Annotated in this window: 18 protein-coding genes; 9 read left to right on the top strand and 9 right to left on the bottom strand. The window is 41.0% G+C overall.

Annotation, left to right across the window (positions count from 1 at the left end; translation table 11 throughout):
- Nucleotides 1-58: 58 nt before the first annotated feature.
- The 7 genes from paaK to AC3Z9T_RS18090 all read left to right on the top strand — a co-directional run bounded on the left by paaK (nucleotide 59) and on the right by AC3Z9T_RS18090 (nucleotide 9495).
- Nucleotides 59-1372, top strand: coding sequence for a phenylacetate--CoA ligase PaaK (gene paaK, locus AC3Z9T_RS18120; protein ID WP_490127496.1), 1314 nt, complete (start codon nucleotides 59-61; stop codon nucleotides 1370-1372).
- A gap of 200 nt (nucleotides 1373-1572) precedes the next feature.
- Nucleotides 1573-2511 carry a phenylacetic acid degradation operon negative regulatory protein PaaX gene (gene paaX, locus AC3Z9T_RS18115; RefSeq protein ID WP_490127495.1) on the top strand — a complete coding sequence of 313 codons (939 nt, stop codon included), beginning with the start codon at nucleotides 1573-1575 and terminating at the stop codon, nucleotides 2509-2511.
- Between the two features lie 37 nt (nucleotides 2512-2548).
- Entirely contained in the window at nucleotides 2549-3142 is a 594-nt protein-coding gene (gene paaY, locus AC3Z9T_RS18110) for a phenylacetic acid degradation protein PaaY (protein ID WP_490127494.1), read from the top strand.
- Between the two features lie 1176 nt (nucleotides 3143-4318).
- A complete protein-coding gene (locus tag AC3Z9T_RS18105) occupies nucleotides 4319-4897 on the top strand; it encodes a fimbrial protein (protein ID WP_490127493.1) in 579 nt (192 codons plus the stop codon).
- A 312-nt stretch (nucleotides 4898-5209) separates the two neighbouring features.
- A complete protein-coding gene (locus tag AC3Z9T_RS18100) occupies nucleotides 5210-5902 on the top strand; it encodes a fimbrial biogenesis chaperone (RefSeq protein ID WP_490127492.1) in 693 nt (230 codons plus the stop codon).
- 19 nt (nucleotides 5903-5921) lie between these two features.
- Nucleotides 5922-8414: a fimbria/pilus outer membrane usher protein gene (locus AC3Z9T_RS18095; protein ID WP_490127491.1), complete on the top strand. Its 2493-nt coding sequence runs from the start codon at nucleotides 5922-5924 to the stop codon at nucleotides 8412-8414.
- Nucleotides 8415-8427: 13 nt separating this feature from the next.
- Complete coding sequence (locus AC3Z9T_RS18090) at nucleotides 8428-9495, top strand: fimbrial protein (RefSeq protein WP_490127490.1); 1068 nt, start codon at nucleotides 8428-8430, stop codon at nucleotides 9493-9495.
- Between the two features lie 66 nt (nucleotides 9496-9561).
- On the opposite strand, the gene AC3Z9T_RS18085 is transcribed toward AC3Z9T_RS18090, so the two are convergent.
- A complete protein-coding gene (locus AC3Z9T_RS18085) occupies nucleotides 9562-11088 on the bottom strand; it encodes a DHA2 family efflux MFS transporter permease subunit (protein ID WP_490127489.1) in 1527 nt (508 codons plus the stop codon).
- Nucleotides 11089-11104: 16 nt separating this feature from the next.
- Nucleotides 11105-12277 carry a multidrug efflux MFS transporter periplasmic adaptor subunit EmrA gene (gene emrA / locus AC3Z9T_RS18080; protein WP_490127488.1) on the bottom strand — a complete coding sequence of 391 codons (1173 nt, stop codon included), beginning with the start codon at nucleotides 12275-12277 and terminating at the stop codon, nucleotides 11105-11107.
- A gap of 484 nt (nucleotides 12278-12761) precedes the next feature.
- Between emrA and glgB the strand changes: the two genes are divergently transcribed.
- Together glgB and glgA are read left to right on the top strand one after the other, a co-directional pair.
- The gene (gene glgB / locus AC3Z9T_RS18075) at nucleotides 12762-14963 is read left to right on the top strand and encodes a 1,4-alpha-glucan branching protein GlgB (RefSeq protein ID WP_490127646.1); all 2202 of its coding nucleotides are present in this window, start codon (nucleotides 12762-12764) and stop codon (nucleotides 14961-14963) included.
- Nucleotides 14964-14972: 9 nt separating this feature from the next.
- Nucleotides 14973-16412, top strand: coding sequence for a glycogen synthase GlgA (gene glgA / locus AC3Z9T_RS18070; RefSeq protein WP_490127487.1), 1440 nt, complete (start codon nucleotides 14973-14975; stop codon nucleotides 16410-16412).
- A gap of 32 nt (nucleotides 16413-16444) precedes the next feature.
- Here glgA and AC3Z9T_RS18065 read toward each other — a convergent pair whose 3' ends face one another.
- From AC3Z9T_RS18065 to AC3Z9T_RS18035, 7 genes are all read right to left on the bottom strand, one after another.
- Complete coding sequence (locus tag AC3Z9T_RS18065) at nucleotides 16445-17740, bottom strand: type II toxin-antitoxin system HipA family toxin (protein WP_490127486.1); 1296 nt, start codon at nucleotides 17738-17740, stop codon at nucleotides 16445-16447.
- On the bottom strand, nucleotides 17730-18023 hold the full coding sequence (locus AC3Z9T_RS18060) for a helix-turn-helix domain-containing protein (RefSeq protein WP_490127485.1): 294 nt from the start codon (nucleotides 18021-18023) through the stop codon (nucleotides 17730-17732). The genes AC3Z9T_RS18065 and AC3Z9T_RS18060 overlap by 11 nt, the downstream gene beginning before the upstream one ends.
- A 107-nt stretch (nucleotides 18024-18130) precedes the next feature.
- Complete coding sequence (locus AC3Z9T_RS18055; protein WP_490127484.1) at nucleotides 18131-18964, bottom strand: hypothetical protein; 834 nt, start codon at nucleotides 18962-18964, stop codon at nucleotides 18131-18133.
- 25 nt (nucleotides 18965-18989) lie between these two features.
- A complete protein-coding gene (locus AC3Z9T_RS18050) occupies nucleotides 18990-20618 on the bottom strand; it encodes a hypothetical protein (protein ID WP_490127483.1) in 1629 nt (542 codons plus the stop codon).
- Between the two features lie 90 nt (nucleotides 20619-20708).
- On the bottom strand, nucleotides 20709-20978 hold the full coding sequence (locus tag AC3Z9T_RS18045) for a PAAR domain-containing protein (RefSeq protein WP_490127482.1): 270 nt from the start codon (nucleotides 20976-20978) through the stop codon (nucleotides 20709-20711).
- An 81-nt stretch (nucleotides 20979-21059) separates the two neighbouring features.
- Nucleotides 21060-21989: a DUF4123 domain-containing protein gene (locus AC3Z9T_RS18040; protein WP_490127481.1), complete on the bottom strand. Its 930-nt coding sequence runs from the start codon at nucleotides 21987-21989 to the stop codon at nucleotides 21060-21062.
- Nucleotides 21989-22961, bottom strand: a 973-nt coding sequence (locus AC3Z9T_RS18035; protein WP_490127480.1) for a type VI secretion system Vgr family protein, incomplete at its 5' end; no start/stop codon positions are given. The genes AC3Z9T_RS18040 and AC3Z9T_RS18035, both read right to left, overlap by 1 nt.

The following is a 22961-nucleotide window of genomic DNA, read 5'->3' as shown; positions in this document are numbered from 1 at the left end:
TCGGTATATGAGTAAAGCTTCAAGATGCAGTAACCTATAATTATAAGGATAAGCAATTATGAGCATACAACTACAACACACTGCCGACTCGATTGAATTTGCTTCTCGAAATGAAATTGAGGCTTTACAGCTATCACGACTGAAGTGGACACTCACTCACGCTTATAAAAATGTGCCTATGTATCGCAAAAAATTTGATGAGGCAGGTGTTCACCCCGATGATTTTAAACAGCTAAGCGACATCGAAAAATTTCCTTATACCACCAAGCAAGATTTACGCGAAAACTACCCTTTTGGCACCTTTGCAGTACCTATGAATCAAATCATCCGTATTCATGCATCATCGGGTACAACAGGGCGCCCAACCGTTGTCGGTTATACACAGCAAGATATTGATAATTGGGCTGATTTAATTGCCCGCAGCCTACGCTCGGCGGGTGCCTGCAAAGGTGACAAAATCCATGTTGCCTATGGTTATGGTTTATTCACTGGCGGTTTAGGAGCACATTATGGTGCAGAGCGTCTTGGTGCTGCGGTAATACCGATGTCTGGTGGGCAAACAGAAAAACAAGCTCAACTCATCGCGGATTTCAAACCTGATGTCATCATGGTAACGCCATCTTACTGCTTAAGCATAATCGATGAACTTGAGAAAATCATGGGTGGAGATGCAAGTAAGTGCTCACTTAGATTAGGGGTATTTGGTGCAGAGCCTTGGACTGAAGCTCTGAGAACTGAAATTGAGACTCGCCTTGGTATTAAAGCATTGGATATTTATGGCCTATCAGAGGTTATGGGCCCTGGGGTTGCCATGGAATGCGCTGATTCAGGTGAAAGCGGCCCGACTATCTGGGAAGACCACTTTTATCCAGAGATCATTTCACCTGACACATTGCAAACTTTAGCGGCTGGCGACAAAGGTGAGTTAGTATTCACTACCCTTACAAAAGAGGCCATGCCAGTTATTCGCTATCGAACTCGTGATTTAACTCATCTCATGCCAGGGGTTAATCGCCATATGCGTCGTATTGGGAAAATTACCGGCCGTTCTGATGACATGATGATCATACGAGGTGTGAATGTTTTTCCATCGCAAATCGAAGAACAAATCATGCAATTCAAAGAGCTTTCCCCACACTATCAGTTGGAAATTAGCCGTAAGGGGAACATGGATAGCTTATCTATTCGGGTTGAATTAAAACAGCCCGATGCACTCACTTATGATGAACGCTGTAATATCTGTCACAACCTTAAGCATCGCATAAAATCAATGATTGGGGTCAGTACGCGTATCAGTATCGTAAACTGTGGCGATATTCCTCGCTCACAAGGCAAAGCAGAACGCGTTATTGATGCAAGAGTTGCAATATAAGCTATATATACTCTATATAATTCCAAATACGGCTAGGCGACAAGGAATGAGTCGCTAAGCGTATAGAAAACACGGAGGCTGATACGAGCAAGCGACGTCACTATATTGCAAGTCAGATGCTGTAGCTTGAAGTCTGTAAATAGATATTGTCTACTGTTCGCATACTTTTATGATACAAAAATTTGCCGGATAATCAAAAAATGGATACCAAACTTAGCCAATTTATACAGCATGCGCTCACAAGCCAACCTATTAGCGGCACATCGCTGATTATCTCTCTTTACGGTGATGCTCTGCATCACCGTGGCGGTGAGGTCTGGCTAGGCAGTCTGACTAACTTATTAGAACCGATGGGTTTTACTGACCGTTTTGTGCGCACTTCGGTATTTCGTTTACAAAAAGAAGGCTGGTTGGATACTGAGAAGATCGGTCGACGCAGCTACTATCGGATCTCTGGGCGTGGTCAAAACCAATTTCGCCATGCAGAAAGTAAAATTTATCAAAGTGAGCAACCTGATTGGGATGGTAAATGGGATTTGCTATTGCTAGAAACCGCAGATAAAGACGAAAGAATCAGGTTAAAAAAAGAGTTAAGTTGGTTAGGGTTTGGGCAATTTAACACCTCATTAATGGCGGCTCCTAGCAGTGCTCAAGGTGACATCCCAACTTTGCTTAATGAACTGAATGCCACTGAGCAAGTCATTTATTTTCGCGCCGATTATCCCTATAGCCGCTCCGAAAAAAACCTCAAACAACTGGTTTCAGACAGTTGGTCATTACAACAAGTCGCAGAGCATTATCACCACTTCATTACCTTATTTCGCCCACTTGCCTTATTACTTAAAGAATTAACTGATGAACAAATCTCCCCTGAACACTGTTTTCAACTACGCTTATTACTGATCCACTTTTACCGTAGAGTGGTATTAAAAGATCCACAATTACCCGACGAGCTACTTCCTGCACCATGGGAAGGGCAAATCGCAAGGAACTTATGCACGAATATTTATCAACGCGTCGAGCTAGCAGCAACACGCTATATTAGTGAAATGTGTGAAACGACAGTTGGGGAGCTACCTCAGCCAACGACGTTATATTTCAAGCGGTTTGGTGGTGCATTAAAAGAGATCGCCGCATAAACAGGTGCAATGCAAAATTAAACGGAAGGAGTTCACGATGCCTTTTTACCAAATAGATGGGCTCACACCTGTTGTCAGCCCTGACAGTTTTGTTCATCCAACCGCTGTGATCATTGGCGATGTAATCATTGGCAAAAATGTTTATATTGGCCCAAATGCAAGCTTACGAGGGGATTTTGGTCGTTTAATTATTAAAGATGGCGCGAACGTTCAAGACAACTGTGTTATGCACGGTTTTCCACAATTCGATACCATCATTGAAGAGGATGGCCACATTGGTCATGGCGCTATCTTACATGGCTGCCATATTAAGCGTAATGCATTGGTAGGTATGAACAGTGTCATTATGGATGGTGCCGTTATTGGCGAAAACTCAATTGTTGGCGCATGTGCCTTTGTCAAAGCGGAAGCTATATTTGCCGACAATATGCTCATTGTTGGTACTCCAGCAAAAGCTCTCCGAGCACTCTCAGAACAAGAAATTGCATGGAAAAGCAGTGGCACCGCCGACTACCAACACTTAGTGATCCGCTGTAAACAAAGCCTTCATGAAGTTGAGCCATTGACTCAAGAAGAACCAAATAGGCCAAAGTTAGTTTTCAACGGGGTTATTCCCAAATCAGCTATTTAACTTTTCTGCAACTGCTCATGTGTCGCACTGAAAAAAGAATATCACATAAATAATTAACAAAATGATAGTAACGCAGTAAATTATCATGCACTATCAAAATAAAATGATTAATATTTTTGCCATATTTTCTCGGTAGCCGATAAGTAAAGTTAGGCGGGGAGCATAGGTAAACATTGTAGCTCGGCGAGCGTAACATGGTCACTTATACCTTAGCAAAAGGCCCTGCAAATTGAAGGATGACGAGTCTATTCTGTAGGTATTAATAAAATAACTAATTAGTCATAAAGTTTACTAGCTCGGTGCCGATATTGTTATATGTAAGATATAAAGCAAATGATATTTGAGTTAATTTGGTTTATTTTTAAAATAAACCTTGTAAATAATATGGCTTTATTACGGTTTCATCTATTGCTGTAATAGAAAAAACCTTTCAAAGGTTAATAATTAACCAGCCTTAAATTAACTTATGAACTAGAAATACGATTTTTGTAAGTAAATATAATTATTAACAACTATATTTTTTGTTGATAATTACCAATTTATATAATGATTTATTTTTATATAACAATATTTGTTGGACGAAAATATCACAATAACACATATGTTTAGATTAAAAATCATAAGGAAATTTTATCGTTTATCATTATTATTAGACTACCTCAAAAGAGGTATTTCATTTAACGTATTGATTTAAAATAAATAAAAAAACATAATTTCACAAAAAGAAATAGTTAGTAACAAGTTTTTAACCCTACATTTAAAGGTAAAGAATACACATAACTCTGAAATAAATAAAATTTCAAAATAAAACTCCAATCTCATTTCTTATTACGCCTTTTTACACGTAATAGGTGACTATTTAAGAGCGTAACTCGATATTTAATTTTTAAATTTAATTAGCGTAAATTTCACCCTCTTTTTAAACAGATGATTACACGTATAATAGCCGCCTATCAAAATTGATATAAATCAAATTTATCTCAAACTTAAATGAGAACTAAATACCAATACACCTTTGCCAAAAGCGTGATTTGGTATTTTTATATTTAATTTAAAATTTAGATAATTAATAAATATTTTTACACGAGCTTCGTTTAAATTCCCGTAAATAACAGGAATTTAATGATTTGCTATTACTTTTTATTGACATACACACAGCTCTTCTCGGAGAAGAAAATGAATAACAAATTTGCATTATCTGCTGCGACAGCATTAATCCTTGCAGCCACCCCAGCAATGGCTGAAGATAGCTCAGCAGGTGGTGTGATCAACTTTAGCGGTGCTATTACTGATACGACTTGTACCATCAATGGTGGCAAAAGCGCTGATTTTACCGTGGCTTTGAACCCTATCAGTGTAGATGAAGCAGGTACCAAGCCAGGTATCATCACTAAGAACAAAAAAACAGTTTCTTTAACTTTTTCTAACTGTACGCCTGCTAGCAAAACAGCAGATGCACCGTTAAAAATTTACTTTTCTTCCGCCAATAATATCTCTACAGACGGTAAATATTTGCTGAACACAACAGTAAATGAAAGTGATGTAAAATTTGCGCGCAATGTTGGCTTTGCTATTACAAAAACAACAGATCAAACTCCTCTAATATTAAACCAGCCATTGGTCACAAATATTAAAGGCAATGAAGCAACACCTGAAACTTTAGCATTAGATATTTATTACTACAAAACGAATGCATTGCCGGCTCAAGTCGGTAGCTTAAGTTCTAATGTAACTTATACCATTTCTTATCTGTAATAGACTCGTTATATTTCGAAGATGGCATAATACGGTTAAGAGCATGAAAAAGTATGCAATTAACATGAATAATTAAACTCGTATAATGTTTCTTGAAATAATATATAACCTACTAATATACCGAAAATAATTCGAGCTACAGCAAGACGTCAAGTGAGTGAGTCGCTAGGAGCATAGAAAACTATGTGACTGGCGCGAGTGAGCGTAGTCACATATACCTTAACGAAAAGCGCTGCAACTTGAATTATAACGGGTATATATAGCCAAGTTAATATATTAGCTTGGCTAGCTTATCTCTCTGAGTTTATAAAAATGCGCTTAATTATTTTATTTTCCTTACTTATAAGCATTAATACAGCATTCGCTAATATCGTTGTTAATGGTACTCGTGTTATTTATCCAGAGAAAAATAACGAAACCATCATTCAATTAATTAATAACGGTGATGATCCCGCATTGGTTCAATCATGGATTGATGATGGTGATATCAATTCTACCCCTGAAACAGCAAATGTTCCTTTTTTACTGTCCCCACCTGTTGTCAAAGTTTCAGGCAACGCAGGTCAACAATTACGCATTAAAAAACTACCTGCGACGTTACCAAGCGATCGCGAATCTGTTTTTTATTTGAATGTGTTAGACATTCCACCAACCCCTGATCATCTGCAAGGTAAAAATACCATGCAGCTAGCCATTAAAACACGTATCAAACTTTTTTACCGACCAACATCATTGCAAGCAGGTGTAGAACAAGCTGTCGAACAACTGGCGGTTAAAGCAGAAAATCAAAGTTTCCGCATTACCAATAACAGCCCTTATTACATCACTATCGCAAATATTAGCGATAAAAACGGTAATAAAATGCTTGCTGATTCTCTGATGATTGCCCCATTTTCCAATAGCTTAGCTCCGGCAAAAACAGCTGTGACGTCAGAGCAAAACTACAGTTTGTTATATGTTGATGATCTCGGTGCTTACAAAACTAAGTCAATGATTGCGAAATAGAAAAAGAGAATCTGTAATAATGAAGTTGCATGGCTATCATTGGCGCCTAATGGCAGTTTTCCTGCTTCTCGGAACATCGGAAAGCTGGGGAGTCAATTTTGATACCTCTTTGCTCGCGGGTGATTCAGCGAAATCCAACCTGTCTCGCTTTTATAAAGAACAAAGTATGCCTGCCGGTATCCAAGAAATGGATGCCTATATTAATGGCGACTGGAAAGGCCGCTATCCATTTGTTTTTACAGATGAACACAACACAATTCTGCTTAGTAAAACAGAAGCTGCATTACTAGGCATTAAGCTACCAGAAGCAACAGAAGAAACTCAAGATTATACATTAGAACAACTGGTTCAGGGTGGTAGCTATGATGTGGATATCAGTACACTCAGTATCAAAATGACCATCCCACAAAGCTTTTTACTACGAACTGAGGTCGGTTATGTTCCACCCGAGTCATGGGAAAGTGGCATCCCCGCCGCTATGCTGTCATATAACGCCACTTACTATAAAACTAACAATAAAAATGGTGATAAGTCCTCTAGCGATGATATCTATGCAGGCTTTGAATCAGGCATTAACCTTAGCTCTTGGCAGTTTCGTGATAGCAGTTCAATGCGCAAACACTCAGGCAGTAGCCTGAAGTGGGAGAACAATACTCGCTACTTACGCAAAGCCTTACCTCTCTATAAATCTAACTTTATGGCAGGTGATTTTTACTCTCAAGGTACCCTGTTTGACTCAGTACGTGTCCGCGGCATTTCCCTTGCATCAGATATCAATATGCGCCCCACATCACAACAGGGGTTCGCACCGGTTGTAAGAGGTGTTGCGCAAACTAACGCCCTAGTAAAAGTGATGCAAAACGGTAGCGTTATTTATCAAGAAAACGTTCCACCGGGGCAATTTACTATCGATAATATCCAACCAACAGGCTCAGCCGGTGACCTGCTAGTTATCGTAAAAGAAGCCAATGGGCAGGAGCAGTCGTTCACCGTACCGTTTTCTGCTGTACCGGGTATGTTAAAAGAAGGTGTGAGCAATTATGCGTTGCTGGCTGGTAAGGTGAATCAAGAAAGTGGCCATTATCAACCAGAGTTTATCCAAGGCACTGTTGAGTATGGTTTTAATAACTTGATAACAGGTTATGCAGGCACTATCTCCAGTGAAGATTATCAAGCCTATCTGCTTGGAACAGGTTGGAACCTACCTATTGGCGCTGTTTCTGTCGATGTTACCCATGCGAATACTAAACTACCTAATGAAACTCACCGCGGGCAAAGCATGCGAGTTTCATACAGCAAATTCTTAGATACCACGGCCACTAACTTCACTTTAGCGGCCTACCGTTATTCAACAAAAGGCTATTACAGTTTTAGCGATTCAATCCATGCTCATGAAGGTTATCGCTTCTATCAAGATGCTCTTGATAAGCAGGCTCAAGAGTCTCGCCCTAATCAAGAGGCTCCCACTTTTGATATGAATACATGGGACTCAATGCGTGGCGTGCGCCCTAAAAATACGTTTACGATTAACTTAAACCAGCGCCTCCCTGAAAATTGGGGGACCACCTATATTTCAGGCTCTCAGAGAGACTACTGGTCTACGACACCAACCACACGTGAATATCAACTGGGATACGCGAACTCATATGCCAATGTCAGCTACTCTATTTCCGCCAGTAGAGTCCGTGATGGTAAAGGCAAAGAAGAGAACCGTTATTATGTTTCCGTTAGCCTACCAATGACCTTGTTCGATAATAATGTCTGGGTCAGTACGGGTTTAACCACCACAGACTCTCATTATCAACAAAGTACCGTTTCTTTAAGTGGCACTGCACTAGAAGCCAACCGCCTCAGCTATTCCTTATCTGGAAGTAACCAGCAAGGCGGACAAAACATGGCTAGCGCAAACGTCGCTTATCGCTCAACAGTCTCGACTGTCGGTAGCTCTCTCAGTGAATCAAATGATTATCGCCAAACAGGTTTAAGCGCTCGTGGTAGTCTAGTCGCCATTCCTTGGGATGTGCTTGCCTCCAATGAAATTGGTAACACCATGACCATAGTACAAGCGCCAAAAGCACAAGGGCTGATGGTTAATGGTGACCAAAGTATTGTAACCAATAAAGAAGGTCTTGCATTGGTACCTTACGCCACACCTTATCGTAAAAATTCTATCACCCTCTCGAACACAGAAAATGTTCAAGGTGCTGAAGTAATTGGCAATATTGCTAATAGTGCGCCGATTGAAGGCTCAGTGAATTTAGTGAAATTCAAAACAGATACTCGCAACACTTGGGTCAGTCGTGCCCTCCAAAAAGATGGCAAAGCCTTGCCTTTTGGCGCTGAAATTACTGACCTCAGCGGTAATGCTATCGGTTATGTTGGCCAAGCCAGTGTCTTGTATTTGAAAGCTGAGGCTTTCCCTGAAACCGCCGTTATTCAACTGAATGATGGTGACTGTGTGATCAATCATTTGCCTGAAAATTTAGATAGCGTTGCTGGCATTTGCCAATAATGGAACTCATATTATGATAAAACACACACTTTTATTATTGTTGATGGTCTTTAGTGGCTATAGCTATGCAATTTGCCATGAACAAGGCGTCAGCTATGCACCGCCAATTAGTATCGATCTGTCAGATAAATTGACGCCTGCAACACCTGAATGGGTAACCACAATGTCGACCCAGTATTCAGGGAGTTTCAATTGTTCCACTGTACAAAGCGAATTTGGCTACACCAAGATCCTCAATACCGATGAAAAGTACGCTACCATATTAAGTTTTAATAATGGAAAATATAATATTAGGGCGCAAATCATTAATGATATTCCTAATAAAAAACTGAAAAAAACTGGCAGGCACTCTGCTTCTGAACTCAATACTCCAGTCACGATTAAATTTTCTCTGGTACCAAAAACAGGTACCATGGTGAGTGGTGATACCGTCAATCTGCATGATATCTTATTTGTCACAGATTTAAGTGGCATGTCATTTTTTGACATTGTGCTATGGCCAGTAAAACAAATTATTAAGATATTACAGTGGTTATTTAACGGGTTCCATTGGCCTTATGATGATCGCGATATGTTTGGTCAGCCATTGATTTTAAAGTACGCCCCAAAATTAACCACCTGCGTATTCAAAAACTCGGGTCTTGTCGTTACCCTGCCCACATTGAGTCGCCAACAAGTGATCAACGATCCTCATGCAGGCTACACACCATTCGCCTTAAATATGCGTTGTGAAAACCTTGGAGGGGGAAACAATATTGCAGAGCGGTCGATTGATATCTTTTTATCTAGCAACAACCTACTTGCTTCCGATAATTCAGTCTTGATCGATAAAACAGCGAATGCGGCACAAGGTATTGGCATACGTTTAGTCAAAACCAGCACGCCGAACACACCTATTGTCATCTCACAAAATCCAAATAGCCGTGGCAATGCAACATCACTGTTTTATGTCAATGCAGGGGGGCAATTAGAGCCTAACTTTAGTATTCCAATGGCGGCTTATTATTATGCATGGGATCCAAAGCGAGCCACCCAAGGCACCATAAAGACGTCAGCGACTTTAAATATTGTTTATCCATAAAAATATACTCGTCATACTTCAAGCCACAGTATAAATAATTAGGGTGCTAGTTAGCACCCTAATCCATTATTTATTCGCTTTGCTACCAAATGGCGGCTTGGCAAACCAAACAGTAATAATCAACGCAATAAACACCCATCCACATAACCAGAAGATTTCATTAGCGGCAATAATCAGCCCTTGGCTAGTGATCTCTTGCGCAATAAAACCTGATGTTTGCTCATTACTTAAACCATGTGCACCCATCTCTTTATACATCTCAAGGGACTCTGGATTGTAATCAGTAATGTAATCCGTTAACTGACTATGATGAACGGCTTCCCTATCACTCCACATGGTCGTCGTAATAGAAGTTCCAATTGAGCCTGCAAGGGTACGGAAAAAGTTAGCCAGACTCGATGCAGAAGCTAATTTTTCAGGTGGCAGCCCCGATAATGTTAATGTCGTTAATGGCATAAAGAAGCAAGCAACTGCCATCCCTTGCACCAACTGAGGCCAGACGACCGCAGTAAAGTCCATACTTGGTTCAAAAGTATAGGCTCGCCAGAAGAAACAGATCGCATAGAACACAAAGCTAAAGGTGACTATCCAACGTATATCAAGGAAGTCAGAAAGTTTGGCAACCGGCGCAGAAAATAGCACGGGCAGCAACCCGATTGGAGCCAATGCCAAACCAGCCCAAGTCGCAGTATAGCCATACACCTCTTGCAATAATTGCGGCAACAAGACAATTGCCCCAAAGTAGGCCATATAGGCTAAGCTGACTGAGATGGTGCCGATGGTAAAGTTTCGTGATTTAAACAGCGCTAATTCGACAATCGGGTTTTTATCGGTCAGTTCCCAAATCACTAAGAACACCAATGCAATCGCTGAGATCACCGCTAAGATGACAATTTCATTCGATGCTAACCAACCTAACTCTTTCCCTTTATCCAGTAGCACTTGCAAACAACCAACGCCAACAGACAGCAATGCTAAGCCAATCACGTTGAACGGGACTTTCACTACCTTCGATTCCATGCCTTTCAGAATGATTGAGCCAACAATCACCACAAAAATCCCAAGAGGAACGTTCATAAAGAAGATCCAACCCCAATGGAAGTTATCGCTAATATAACCGCCAAAAATAGGACCGAATACAGGAGCTAAAATGATAGTCATCGACCAAAATGCTAACGCCATGTTTTGCATTTTAGGTGGATAGCAACGCATGATCAGGCTTTGTGACAACGGGATAACCGGCCCCGCCACAGCGCCTTGCAGCACACGATACATAATCAGCATGCCAAGACTATCAGAGAAGCCGCACAACAATGAGAAAATGGTAAATAATGCCGTTGCCCACAAAAATACACGAACTTCACCAAAACGTTTGGCTAGGAACCCTGAAATCGCAATTGAAATGGCGTTGGAAACACCAAACGAGGTGATCACCCATGTCCCTTGAGACATCGAAACACCGAGATCACCTGCAATCGTTGGAATGGCAACGTTAGCAATGGTCGAGTCTAGCACCTGCATAAAGGTTGCCAGTGACAATGCAATCGTTGCCCATACCAGTTTTGAGCCCTTTAGTGGTTGAATATCGGCCACATCCACTCCTTTCGGGCTAATCCGCGTTTTGGTTAATGATAGTGTCGATAACGACATCGACCTCATTGAGCTTCAGTACCAATACATCACTCTCAAATGCAGGTGTTTCACGCTGAACCTCAGCCAATACCGGACCATTTTCATCTTTAATATCAATGGTTGCGTTCATCGACAAGCCGATGCGCAATGGGTACTTAGCCACTTGTTCAGGATCTAACTCCACGCGAACAGGCAGACGCTGAACCACTTTGATCCAGTTACCGGTTGCATTTTGTGCAGGTAACAAAGAGAAAGCACTACCGGTTCCCATATCGAGACCGACGACTTTTCCTGTGAAGATAATATCGTCACCATAAAAATCACTGGTCAATGTGACAGGCTGCCCGATACGCACTTTTTCTAACTGAGTTTCTTTAAAGTTAGCATCTACCCAGACAGGCTGCACAGGTACTATCGCCATTAATGACCCTTGTGGGCTGACTTGTGAGCCTACTTGCACGTTACGACGCGACACATAGCCCGTCATCGGGCTTTTAACATCAGTACGTTGCAAATTAATCCATGCACTGCGCACGCTGTCAGCTGCTTGCTGGATAGCAGGTTGCTTTTTCAACTCAGTATTGCGCAATAATGCGCGGTTAGCATTATATTGCTGAATAGAGATATCAAGGGCCGCTTGTGCTAGCTGTACCGCTTCTTGAGAATGTTGCAGATCTTCTTTTGATATCGTACCGCTACGCCCTAAAGCCACGCGACGTTGGTAATCTTGTTGTGCTTGTGTAAGTGAGACTCTATTTTTTTGGATCTGAGCTTGATACTCATCACCATTAATATACAGCTCTTTAGTTTTACGTACGGTGGTCGCTAAATCATGTTTCGCTTGCTCATAAGCTAATGTTGCATTGGTTTTGTCTAATACCACCAACACATCACCCGCTTTAACTAAATCGGTATTTTCGAAATTAACTTGCGTTACATTACCGGTTGTTTGCGCAATAATGGGAATTTGCAACCCTGAAACATACGCATCATCAGTATATTCCTGAAAACGTAATACCAAAAACCAGTAAGCGCCATAGGCAACAAACAGTAAAACAATAATAATGGAGGCTATTACCATCCAAAGTTTTCTACGCGTTTCATTTTTCGTTTTTTGATTGGTTTCTGTTGAATTTGTCGGTTGATCCATAATAACTCTCTGGGTCTTAATCATTTATTAATCACTACCCTTATCTTTACGGAGGAATACTAATAAAGCAATAGCGATTTCCATTTAACAATATTAATTTTTGATATTGCGTCTAATTAGAGTGTTATATTTTTCATCTATAAATGATAATAATGTTTAATCAAGAACATCTTAAATGGAAAGTCATTAACATAATGAATTATAAAGATTATTTTTATTGACTTTTTACTCTGCCGATTTATTATCATGACAAACAAGATTATTTTTAATTCATCTATTTTTGATTACTTTTACCAACACCTCTCGTTAACACTTATTCTTATAATTATATTTGCTGACTAATTCGATAACTTTTGATTTATCTCAATCTTTCTTAGCATCAAATTAGTGAGCCATATCGTTATATAGAACAAGAAAAATCAAGTTGCCTTCTAGCAAGATCACTATACTTAAAGGCGTTAACTTCGATCATTCAGGAGAGATGATGAAAGCAATTGAGCAGCAACAGATCATTGATCAGTTATTTGCAGGGAAATATCGTGACCCATTCTCATTTCTCGGTATGCATCGCTCGGGAGAAGTGACCTATTTTCGCGTATTACTGCCTAATGCCCAACAAGTGACTATTTTAGATCGATTCACTGCGGCACCGGTTATTCAATTATCTCAAATTGACCCACGTGGTTTCTTTTGCGGTCATACTGCCTCTTTAGAGGCCAACTTTACCTATATCTTGCAGATTAACTGGGGTGATAGCCAGCAAATCATTGAAGACCCCTACCGCTTTGGTGCATTACTTAACGATGCAGACACTCTGCAAACTTTTTCATTTGAGAAGTTAGGTGCACATTTACGGCAACTCGATGATATCAGTGGGACACATTTTTGTGTGTGGGCACCCAACGCACAACGAGTTTCCATCGTTGGTGATTTTAATTTTTGGGATGGTCGTCGCTACCCAATGCGTTATCGTCCTGAAAGTGGTGTCTGGGAAATATTTTTACCTGCCATCAGCGCAGGCACACGTTATAAATATGAAATACTCGATGCTAATGACGAATTACAGTTTAAATCAGACCCATACGCCTTTCGCAGCCAATTACGACCTGATACCACATCGATTGTTTCTCCTCTTCCACAAAAACGTTATCCAACTCAACAACAAGCTCAAGCAAATCAACGCAATGCCCCTGTGTCTATTTATGAAGTTCATTTAGGTTCATGGCGACGCGCACAAGATGGCACAACATGGCTAAGTTATCGTGAGCTGGCAGCAACATTACTGCCTTATGTAAAAGAAATGGGGTTTACCCACCTCGAAATCTTACCTATCAGCGAACACCCTTTTGATGGCTCTTGGGGCTATCAACCATTAGGCATTTACTCACCAACCAGCCGCTATGGCTCACCACAAGACCTAATAGATTTTATCGATGAAGCACATCAACAAGGTATCAATGTGATCCTCGATTGGGTGCCCGGCCATTTCCCATCTGATGCCAGTGGTTTAGCAAACTTCGATGGCACCGCACTCTATGAATATGCCGACCCAAAGGAAGGCCGGCATCGTGATTGGGGCACTCTGATTTATGACTACCGTAGCCCTGAAGTTCGCCGATTTTTAGCAGATAACGCAGTGTATTGGGTCGAACGTTTTGGATTTGATGGATTAAGGGTCGATGCGGTTGCATCCATGGTCTACCGCGATTATAGCCGACCTGATGGTGAGTGGATCGCCAATGAATATGGCGGTAACGTCAACCTTGAAGCGGTTAGCTTACTACAACACACCAATGAGTTACTGCATCAAATTCAGCCAGATGTGTTAATGGCAGCAGAGGAATCAACCAACTTTTCAGGTGTCACACTCCCCCCTTCTATTGGTGGATTAGGCTTCAACTACAAATGGAATATGGGTTGGATGCATGACACCCTCGATTATTTAGAGCTCGACCCGATTGCTCGCAAATTTCATCACAATAAAATGACCTTCAGCGTGATGTATGCATGGAGCGAAAACTTTATTTTGCCGTTATCCCACGATGAAGTGGTACATGGTAAAGGCTCATTGTTGCGTAAAATGTCAGGCTCCCCTGAGCAAAAGTTTGCCACACTGCGTGCTTACTATGGCTTTATGTGGGCACATCCAGGCAAAAAACTGCTATTCATGGGAGGGGAAATTGCGCAATGGCGTGAATGGGATCACGATGGACAACTAGATTGGGAGCTGATCGACATCCCCACTAGCCCCCATGCAGGCATGCAACGTTTTGTGAAAGATCTCAATTTCATCTATCGCGACACGCCTGCACTATACGATCATGATCATCACCCAGAAAGTTTTGAATGGCTGATCGTCGACGATCACGATAACTCTGTGTTTACTTTCATTCGTTACGCTGCCAATGGCGATGCACTCTTTGTGGTGAGCCATTTCACCCCAGTGATGCGTGAACATTACCGTATTGGCGTCAAAACCGCGGGTGAATACCAAATCATACTCAACAGCAATGCTCATGTTTATGGTGGAAGTGATGCGCAAACCACGGCATCAATGACCAGCCAGCCGATCAAAACTCACGGTTGCGACCACTCAATCGAGTTAACGCTTCCTCCGCTATCAACACTGTATTTCAAGCTTAAGTCACCAGTAAAAAATATACGGCTAGCCTCGAGACAGAAGTAAGGAGTCAAAATGAAAATATTACATGTTTCTGCCGAATTTTTTCCTTTAGTCAAAACCGGTGGCTTAGCGGATGTGGTCGCTGCGCTACCTGCCGCACAAAGACAACATGGTACCGATGCAAGGGTATTGCTGCCCGGTTTCCCTGCGATCATCAATCAAGCCACCAATAAACAAAAAGTCACCACATTGAATACTTACGCAGGCGAAATCACGCTCTATTACAGCCAATATCAAGACATACCCATGTATATCATTGATGCGCCACACTTATACCAACGTGAAGGTAGCCCATACCACGACGGCTATAACAATGCTTATCATGATAACTATCGCCGATTTGGGGTATTAGGTTTTGTTGCGGCAGAGCTTGCTAGAGGTTGTGATTCACTATGGCGGGCAGAAATCGTCCATGCGCACGATTGGCACGCGGCACTGGCTTGCGCCTATCTGGCCGCCTATGGTTACCCTGCCCGTTGCATGTTCACCATTCACAATATCGCCTATCAAGGGCTATTTTCGCCACATCATATTCATGAATTATGGTTACCACCTGAGTTTTTTAATGTGAATGGTTTAGAATTTTATGGCCAGCTTTCTTTTATGAAGGCAGGTTTGTTTTATGCTAACCACACCAATGCCGTCAGCCCAACCTATGCAAAAGAAATTTTAGATCCCCATTATGCGTATGGTTTCGATGGCTTATTAAACCAACTCAATCAAGAACAGCGGCTGAGTGGAATTTTAAATGGCATCGATACTGCCGTATGGTCACCCGTTCACGATAAATTGATTGCGCAAAAATATAGTAGCCGCAGCCTAAAAAACAAACCGAAAAACAAACTTGCTATCCAAAAATTACTTGGCTTAGCTCAACAAACTGATCAGCCGCTGTTTGCTGTTGTCAGTCGCATGACTCGCCAAAAAGGTTTAGATCTGATCCTCGATGTTTTACCTGATCTCCTTAGCGCTGGCAGCCAATTTATTTTACTCGGTAGTGGTGATCACGATCTGGAAGATGCCTATCGCCATGTTCAATCACAGTACCCCGATCAGATCCGCGTGATTATTGGCTACGACGAACCCATATCTCATCAAATTATTGCCGGAGCGGACGTGTTGATGGTGCCAAGCCGTTTTGAACCTTGCGGTTTGACTCAACTGTATGCACTACACTATGGCACCTTACCTCTGGTGCGCCATACGGGTGGCTTAGCGGATACGGTGACAGACTGCTCACTGGAGGCGATTAAACATAAAACCGCAACCGGATTTGTGTTTCATGACAGCGATCCCGCGGATTTAAAAGCAGCGATTGATCGCGCATTTGCGCTGTGGGAATCGCCAACACAATGGCAGCAAATACAAAAAAATGCGATGGCAAGAGATGTCAGTTGGCATAAATCCGCCGAGAGGTATTTAACGATTTATCGTAAGTTGCTGGGTGAGTGATGTTTGGGAGAGATAAAGTGGTCTCCTCCACTTTATCTCTCAAATAATACAGCATTACTCTTACGCCTTTCAGTAAGAGTTTGTTCAATCTCTTTTTGTATTGTTTTTGATACTGATATTTCTTGAGCCAGTTTTGGAAAGTAAGATAACGCATCAACAATTTTTTGAATACAAATACGTGCTTGCTCCCAATTAGCAAAGCCTGCATCCTCTGCCAACTTTTGTATTGTCTCTCGTGGAGGTTTCTTGCCAAAACCCAAAAATGATGTTGTATGTTCATTCATCGCGTTCGGATTATATGTAACATCATAGAATGGGGCTGGTGACCATCGGCCATCATCAGCCTGTATAAACGACCAATTTTTACTATGATCGTCTTGGTTAGCTGCGAATAAATTAAAAATCGCTCTTGTAAATTGCAATTGCCCTGCATATACAGACTGGCACAAAATACGGTTCACTTTTATCAGAGTTGCATAATCCAAAGATGGCTCTCTAAAATCAGCATCAAGCAAACCACATGCACTATGCATCACTAATCTACCAGATGGGCCACTAACACCATTGCTCACCCAATCAAAACGTTTCAACGCTATCCATGCTTTCGCACCACTTTGCGCTGGAGCATCAATCAAGCGCCATTCAGGGGGATCAAGATCAGCCATTTTGGCTAGCGTCAGGTAAATAGATTCACATAAACCTTCATCATGACCAAGAGGCAAGTTTTTGGAAGTAAACTTAACCAACCAAGCTTCATCACCTGATTTTTCATAAGTACGACAATGTGCAAAATCACCTTTTGCAAAATACAATTGAGCTTTAGGCCTAGCACCGCCTGAACTACCTGCCGCGACTAATTGAGCAAATACTTCATCAGTTTGCCCATCAAAAACAGCCTGAGCTTCTAAGCCCAAATTTGCCAATGAAACATCATATTCATCACATGGTGTATAGTCTGACGTAGGTTTATAAGATAAAGCACCCATGCCACGATCACCCACAAATGCCAATCTGTCCATCGCGGTTATTTCATGAACTGGTATCCCCTGCTGTCTGAAAACTCTATCTTGCAATAGCCTCCCCCAACCATCAGGTAAACTATCCGCAAATATTCCATACAGCCCCCCATGAGGCTTTTTAGGTGATAATTGTAATTCTGAGTTTGCCTTTAAATTAAAAGGAGATAAGTTGTGATAGTTAGCAATATAATCAGCATCATATTGAAAAAATACATCTCGTGTATTTTGAGCCAAAACGCCAACAACGACCTCTTCACCCGTAGACAATTTTCGCGTCACTTGTAACTGCTGAATGGGCTTAAAAACCATCTTTTAATACCTCTTCAATTGTCTTTGGCATACGATTTTTTTGTATTTGCACAGGATCAACTAATGTATACAGCCGAGTTAAATCATCAAGGCATTGCCATAATAACAATAGTTGCCGAAAAGAAATTTTGCCTGTTAATTCAAACTTTTTGATAGTTGATGCAGGAACCGTACTGCGATGAGCAAGTGCATCGCGCGACATTTTTGCTTTTTCACGCTGCGAGCGCAAATGTGCAGCAAACGCCTTACTGACATCAACATCATTGATTAATAGTAACTGCATATCGCCCTCACAATAGACACTATAATATCCATTATAGGCTAGAAACCCCAAAAATAGATACAATAATGTCTGTTTATGGGGTGCGAAAAATAGTAATTAAATGCCAGTTAGCGAACTACTGTTACTTTCCCATCAATGATAGATAAATAAGGGTCTAATGAGAAAAAATCGCCATTCGGAGTTTGAATTTCGATTGGTGATATCCGACCATAACCAACTTCATAACGAAAAATTCGTCCATTCATATATGAATTTAATTCATATTCATTCCAATCAACAGGAGAATACCTATAACCTTGCTCAAAGAATTTTTTGAAATTCATCGAATCCCACATTTTCTGTGGAGTACTTCCCTGTTCCTTTGCTAAAATTTCCCACATACCTTTAGTCATTTCATAAATTTTATCTAAATCTTGCTGCTTAAACGCTTCTTGTAAAGATTGATAGAAGGCTTTAACCTGTGGGATGTCTCTATCAGTAATAGGCTTTCCTTTAGTCCAATTCCAATCAGGCAAATCCTTCACCAAGAATGTTTTTGTTATTTCAAGCATACCTTCTTCCGTACTATTAGCTCTAGGGCTACTACCGAAATAATCTACTTTACTAGAATGGAATTTTTCATCTGGCTTAATTTCTTTATCTTCAACTATTAATTTAACACCAACCAAGGTAGTTTGATTATTTATCTCTTTAATTGTAGCAGAGCACCACATGTTATTTGTTAAGCTATCACTTGGCATCGTGACACTTAATGTATTAGCTCCATTATTAAGTAATGAGCTAATTGTTTTACTAACCATATAGTTACCTTGCGTCGCATCTGTATTATCTGTTATCAGTATATCATTAACTTTCACCATACAAAAAGCATCATGGGTATTAAAGCTTACTACATAGTTTGTCTTCATTATACTTTCTGCATTTGAATTTGCTGTTAACATTATAACTCCACTGAAATAAATAAATTTAACCCAATGTAAAACGCCACTCTGATTCATCTTTGTCCATCGCCTCATAAATCACCCATTTTTTAATATCTTTATCAACGCTAATTTTTCCATTTGTATTTCCCTTTGACTTTCTAGAATCTTTATTATTACCAACACTATAATTATTATAAACTTTTGCAGTAATACCATCATGATAAATAACAGCAGTTAAATCATCACCTTTTTCTTTATCAAACTCGATCTGTAAAGAAGTTGTAATCTCAGCTCCGATCTCGAAAAACCCTTGAATCCCCCAATAATTCACCCCAGCTTCTAAATGAGCCTTGCCAATTAGTTCCCCTTGAAGTTTGATACTACGCCCATCTGACTCAAAATCTCCCTCATCATTAGTTTTGAAATTAAAATTACCATGTAAACCGAAACTAAAAGTTAGCGTGAGTTCCATTGTCGCGTAATAACCTTCTTTTCCCTCTTCAACTTCTTCCTTTTTTTCTTCCAAAGATGCTCTCAAATCACTAACAATAAAATCAATATGAGCATATGCTGCAAAAACAGTTAATAGATCTAATGTAATTTGGAAGCCAAAAAGAGGAGCAAATCCAACTGACAAATTTCCTTGTGTGATAACACCATAATCAGAAGATTGATGTGTTTTTATTCCACCATTGATACTTAGTGTTGGATAACAAAATTCAGTCTTAACTATAGGATATTTTACTTTATTTCCACTGCTTAATACTGAGTTTATTTTATCAAAGGCCACATCTATGCTATTGGTAAAGCCAAGCTTATTTTTATGTTGAATAAATTCCTTTTTCAATTCTGCATTAAATGTAACTTCTTCATCCCCAGTAATACTCGTGATTTCACCTTTAATGCCTAATCCTCTCGTTATATCATATTTATGTGTTCGTTTAGTCCACCCTCCATGTGTAGGTTTATATCCCCGAGCAATATTTTTAGCTTTTTGCTCAGCTTGTCTATCACCACTTTTTTTATCTTTTATTTCTGATTCAAAACCTATTTCAACGCCAACCTTAAGTTCCCTATATAAAATAAGATCAAATTGCGCTGATGCTAGATGTCGTCGCCCTTCTTGAAAAAGCATGACAGCACCATGCGTCATTGGGCTAAAAGATGCTCTCAGCAACTTCATTGCTTTTGGGATAGTTAAAAATGGTACAGCTCCGCATTCAGACAATCGCATACTATAACGCTGCCGATAGCGAGGGTCATCAATAAAAGACTGACGATAAATAAAACTGTCTAATAATGAGATAGGATTATTTTCCCCAAGAGAAAATCCAGACATAGGTTTACGGTAACTAAGCACTCCATCTAAGCTTTTTTGAGCTGAAAAATCCGCGTATAGTGAACCATCTTCATTAAAAACATTTCCCATAGGACAACTCGGGTTATGAGAAACACAATTCATGGGCGTAGCTGTGAGCTTTAGTGGCGCATTGTGCCCTTTCTTTGGTTCTATCAAATAGGTATATCGCTTAAAAAAATGATTTTCTTTACGATAAACATCTGTTTTATCTCCGAAGGTTATTGAAGCCTCCAGTATACAATTAGGTGGAATATTACATTCCTGACAAGCCTTCCCCATCACTCCGGAGTATATCTTTTTTAATGATGACATAATCATTCCTTATGATTAATACACACTCAATACAATCAACTGTTATAACAGTTTTGAATGCTATGGTAAGTAGATCATTGAAATAGGTTTTTAGCCAATATTCACACTAGAATTCCCGATCAATAAGCCACCACAGCTGACAGCATCTCCATCTCTAGCAGCGGGTAGCCCATCAATAAACACAGATCCTGAACCACCTGAAATAACGCGAGAATGACCACCATGCGAAGCTAATCTATCACCTTGTCTGGCTACAGAACGCCCATCTACTTTTACCGTTGAAGAGCCTGAAATAACTTGTGTTGCTCCATATTTACCATGTCCTGTATCCGTATCATCTATGAGAATTATTGCAGACATAATTTCACCTATTTTGGCTTAAAATCATCTTCATTAAGGTACTAAATAAGTATAAGAGCCATTATTTACTTCATAGTGACACTAATTACTAAAGCTAGGAATTTCAAAAAGCACGTCAGTTGCTAGCTTAGATACACGATAGTCCCCAGAACCAACCTCACTCGCTAAACTACTTTTCCAATCCTCTGGCACATCTTCAAACCGATAAATACGGTAAGTGATCAAGATGTAGCACAGCAACATATAGGAGTGCTTATCGTGGATGCCGTTGGCTTGGCAAAAATTCACCAATGCGTATGCCATTTCCCAACTGATCACTTGCGATTGGTCACTGTAATATTGATCTAACTTCACGCTGTTTAATGGTGGGCGTTCAAACGCTTTGACAATCCATTCATCTAAGCAAAACGATTCATCTTCATCAATAATCGACACTCGCGCATTAAGGAAAAAGTAACTGACGCGTCGGATAAATTGACGCTCAAACACCCCCTCAATGTCAGCGTATTGGCTTGCAGTAAACTTCATCAACTTACCGCTTTGTTTGACGCTTTCAGGGTAGCGGCGGCGTTCTAATTCAAAATCAGACTCTTCGTGCTCACCCCATAATTGTGTTTCCAGTTTTTTGATTGGCCCTAAAAAAGTATGTAAACGCCAGTTATCAAACGTGCGGAGCACATCCCATACATTGCGTGGGTCGTAATAGCGCCAAAACACTGGTTTGTCTTGACCGGGGATCATCACCATCAAATATTTACGCAGGTGTTGCCGCAGTTCACGCATGGTGGCTTGGGTATACACATAAATGCCCCATGGCGTATCGCGTTGGTTGAGCCACTTTCTCACCTCAGGTGTCGCTTCCACCAAATACGGCGCAAGTTCAGCAATCTCAGGTTGGATCGGCTCACTGTATAAGCAACTGGCAGGTGGATCGAACTCTTCCAACAAGGTAAAAACATCCGGTTCAGAAGCCGCATCGATAATGGCATAGCAGGTATCCAATTTAGCCATTATTCCTCCTCTTGGGTTTCTTTCATTGGGCAATGTGCCACAAAGGCAGCACCGGTGCTGGCTGCGGCTTTCAATACGGCTGGATTAGTCGCTTGTAAAATATCCCCTGGGCTGCCCCCTGAATTGAGGTTTATCGCAGGGCCTTTAATATCAACACCACCACTGTGGATCACCACAAAACTACCACCGACTTTCAGGGTAATTTTACTGCTGCTTTGCAACGTGATATCCCCTTGTGCATTGGTGCTAATCACCCCTTGCACGGCTTCAACGCTATCGCCCTCAATCGTGGTGTGCTGGTCACCATCAATTTTGTTTTGATAATTGCCCGTGGTTTTATGCGCTTGATGACCTTCAACAGTAACAGTGCGGTTATTGGCGATCACCAACTCATCGTCATGACCAATACTGGTTGTGCGGTCATAATTAATCCGTTCGCCACGCGAATTCAGGACATTAATGGCTAAGTTCTTCTGCGCATGCAGGTAGATTTCTTGCCTGCCGTTATCATCTTCAAAGCGCAGTTCATTGAACCCTTCGCCTTTGTGGGTTTTTGAGCGAAATGTGGTGCGCGTCTTGTCTTTCGGTAAGTCTATTGGCGGACGATTTCGGCCGTTATAGGTACATCCAACCACGATGGGTCTATCTATATCATTGTTTAGATAGGATATTATTACCTCTTGCCCTATTCTGGGGATCGCCATAAAACCAAACCCGTCGCCGTTCCAACCCTGTGCGACTCTCACCCAACAGGAGGCGCTGTGGTCAGCTTTTCCACGTCTGTCCCAATGAAAATAGACCGTCACCGCACCTTGCGCGTTGGTGTAGATTTCTTCACCCGGGGGTCCAACCACCGTAGCTAATTCATTGCCATCCGCCGTCGGTTTATAACGATACGGCGGTCGCCACTCTTGGGTACTTGGCATAAACGTAATGGTGTTGGTCAGTTGAGTCCCTTCACCGCCACTGTTA

Source organism: Providencia sp. 6390 (assembly GCF_058148425.1).
The sequence above is the reverse complement of the archived record's forward strand: the minus strand, read 5'-3'. Positions and strand labels throughout refer to the sequence as shown.

Bases quoted from the DNA above. Each gene is read 5' to 3' on its own strand.
- paaX (WP_490127495.1), top strand. From the start codon at position 1,573: ATGGATACCAAACTTAGCCAATTTATACAGCATGCGCTCACAAGCCAA.
- AC3Z9T_RS18095 (WP_490127491.1), top strand. From the start codon at position 5,922: ATGAAGTTGCATGGCTATCATTGGCGCCTAATGGCAGTTTTCCTGCTT.
- emrA (WP_490127488.1), bottom strand. From the start codon at position 12,277: ATGGATCAACCGACAAATTCAACAGAAACCAATCAAAAAACGAAAAAT.
- AC3Z9T_RS18100 (WP_490127492.1), top strand. From the start codon at position 5,210: ATGCGCTTAATTATTTTATTTTCCTTACTTATAAGCATTAATACAGCA.
- AC3Z9T_RS18105 (WP_490127493.1), top strand. From the start codon at position 4,319: ATGAATAACAAATTTGCATTATCTGCTGCGACAGCATTAATCCTTGCA.
- glgB (WP_490127646.1), top strand. From the start codon at position 12,762: ATGAAAGCAATTGAGCAGCAACAGATCATTGATCAGTTATTTGCAGGG.
- AC3Z9T_RS18060 (WP_490127485.1), bottom strand. From the start codon at position 18,023: ATGCAGTTACTATTAATCAATGATGTTGATGTCAGTAAGGCGTTTGCT.
- paaY (WP_490127494.1), top strand. From the start codon at position 2,549: ATGCCTTTTTACCAAATAGATGGGCTCACACCTGTTGTCAGCCCTGAC.
- AC3Z9T_RS18050 (WP_490127483.1), bottom strand. From the start codon at position 20,618: ATGTCATCATTAAAAAAGATATACTCCGGAGTGATGGGGAAGGCTTGT.
- glgA (WP_490127487.1), top strand. From the start codon at position 14,973: ATGAAAATATTACATGTTTCTGCCGAATTTTTTCCTTTAGTCAAAACC.
- AC3Z9T_RS18065 (WP_490127486.1), bottom strand. From the start codon at position 17,740: ATGGTTTTTAAGCCCATTCAGCAGTTACAAGTGACGCGAAAATTGTCT.
- AC3Z9T_RS18090 (WP_490127490.1), top strand. From the start codon at position 8,428: ATGATAAAACACACACTTTTATTATTGTTGATGGTCTTTAGTGGCTAT.
- AC3Z9T_RS18045 (WP_490127482.1), bottom strand. From the start codon at position 20,978: ATGTCTGCAATAATTCTCATAGATGATACGGATACAGGACATGGTAAA.
- AC3Z9T_RS18040 (WP_490127481.1), bottom strand. From the start codon at position 21,989: ATGGCTAAATTGGATACCTGCTATGCCATTATCGATGCGGCTTCTGAA.
- AC3Z9T_RS18055 (WP_490127484.1), bottom strand. From the start codon at position 18,964: ATGTTAACAGCAAATTCAAATGCAGAAAGTATAATGAAGACAAACTAT.
- paaK (WP_490127496.1), top strand. From the start codon at position 59: ATGAGCATACAACTACAACACACTGCCGACTCGATTGAATTTGCTTCT.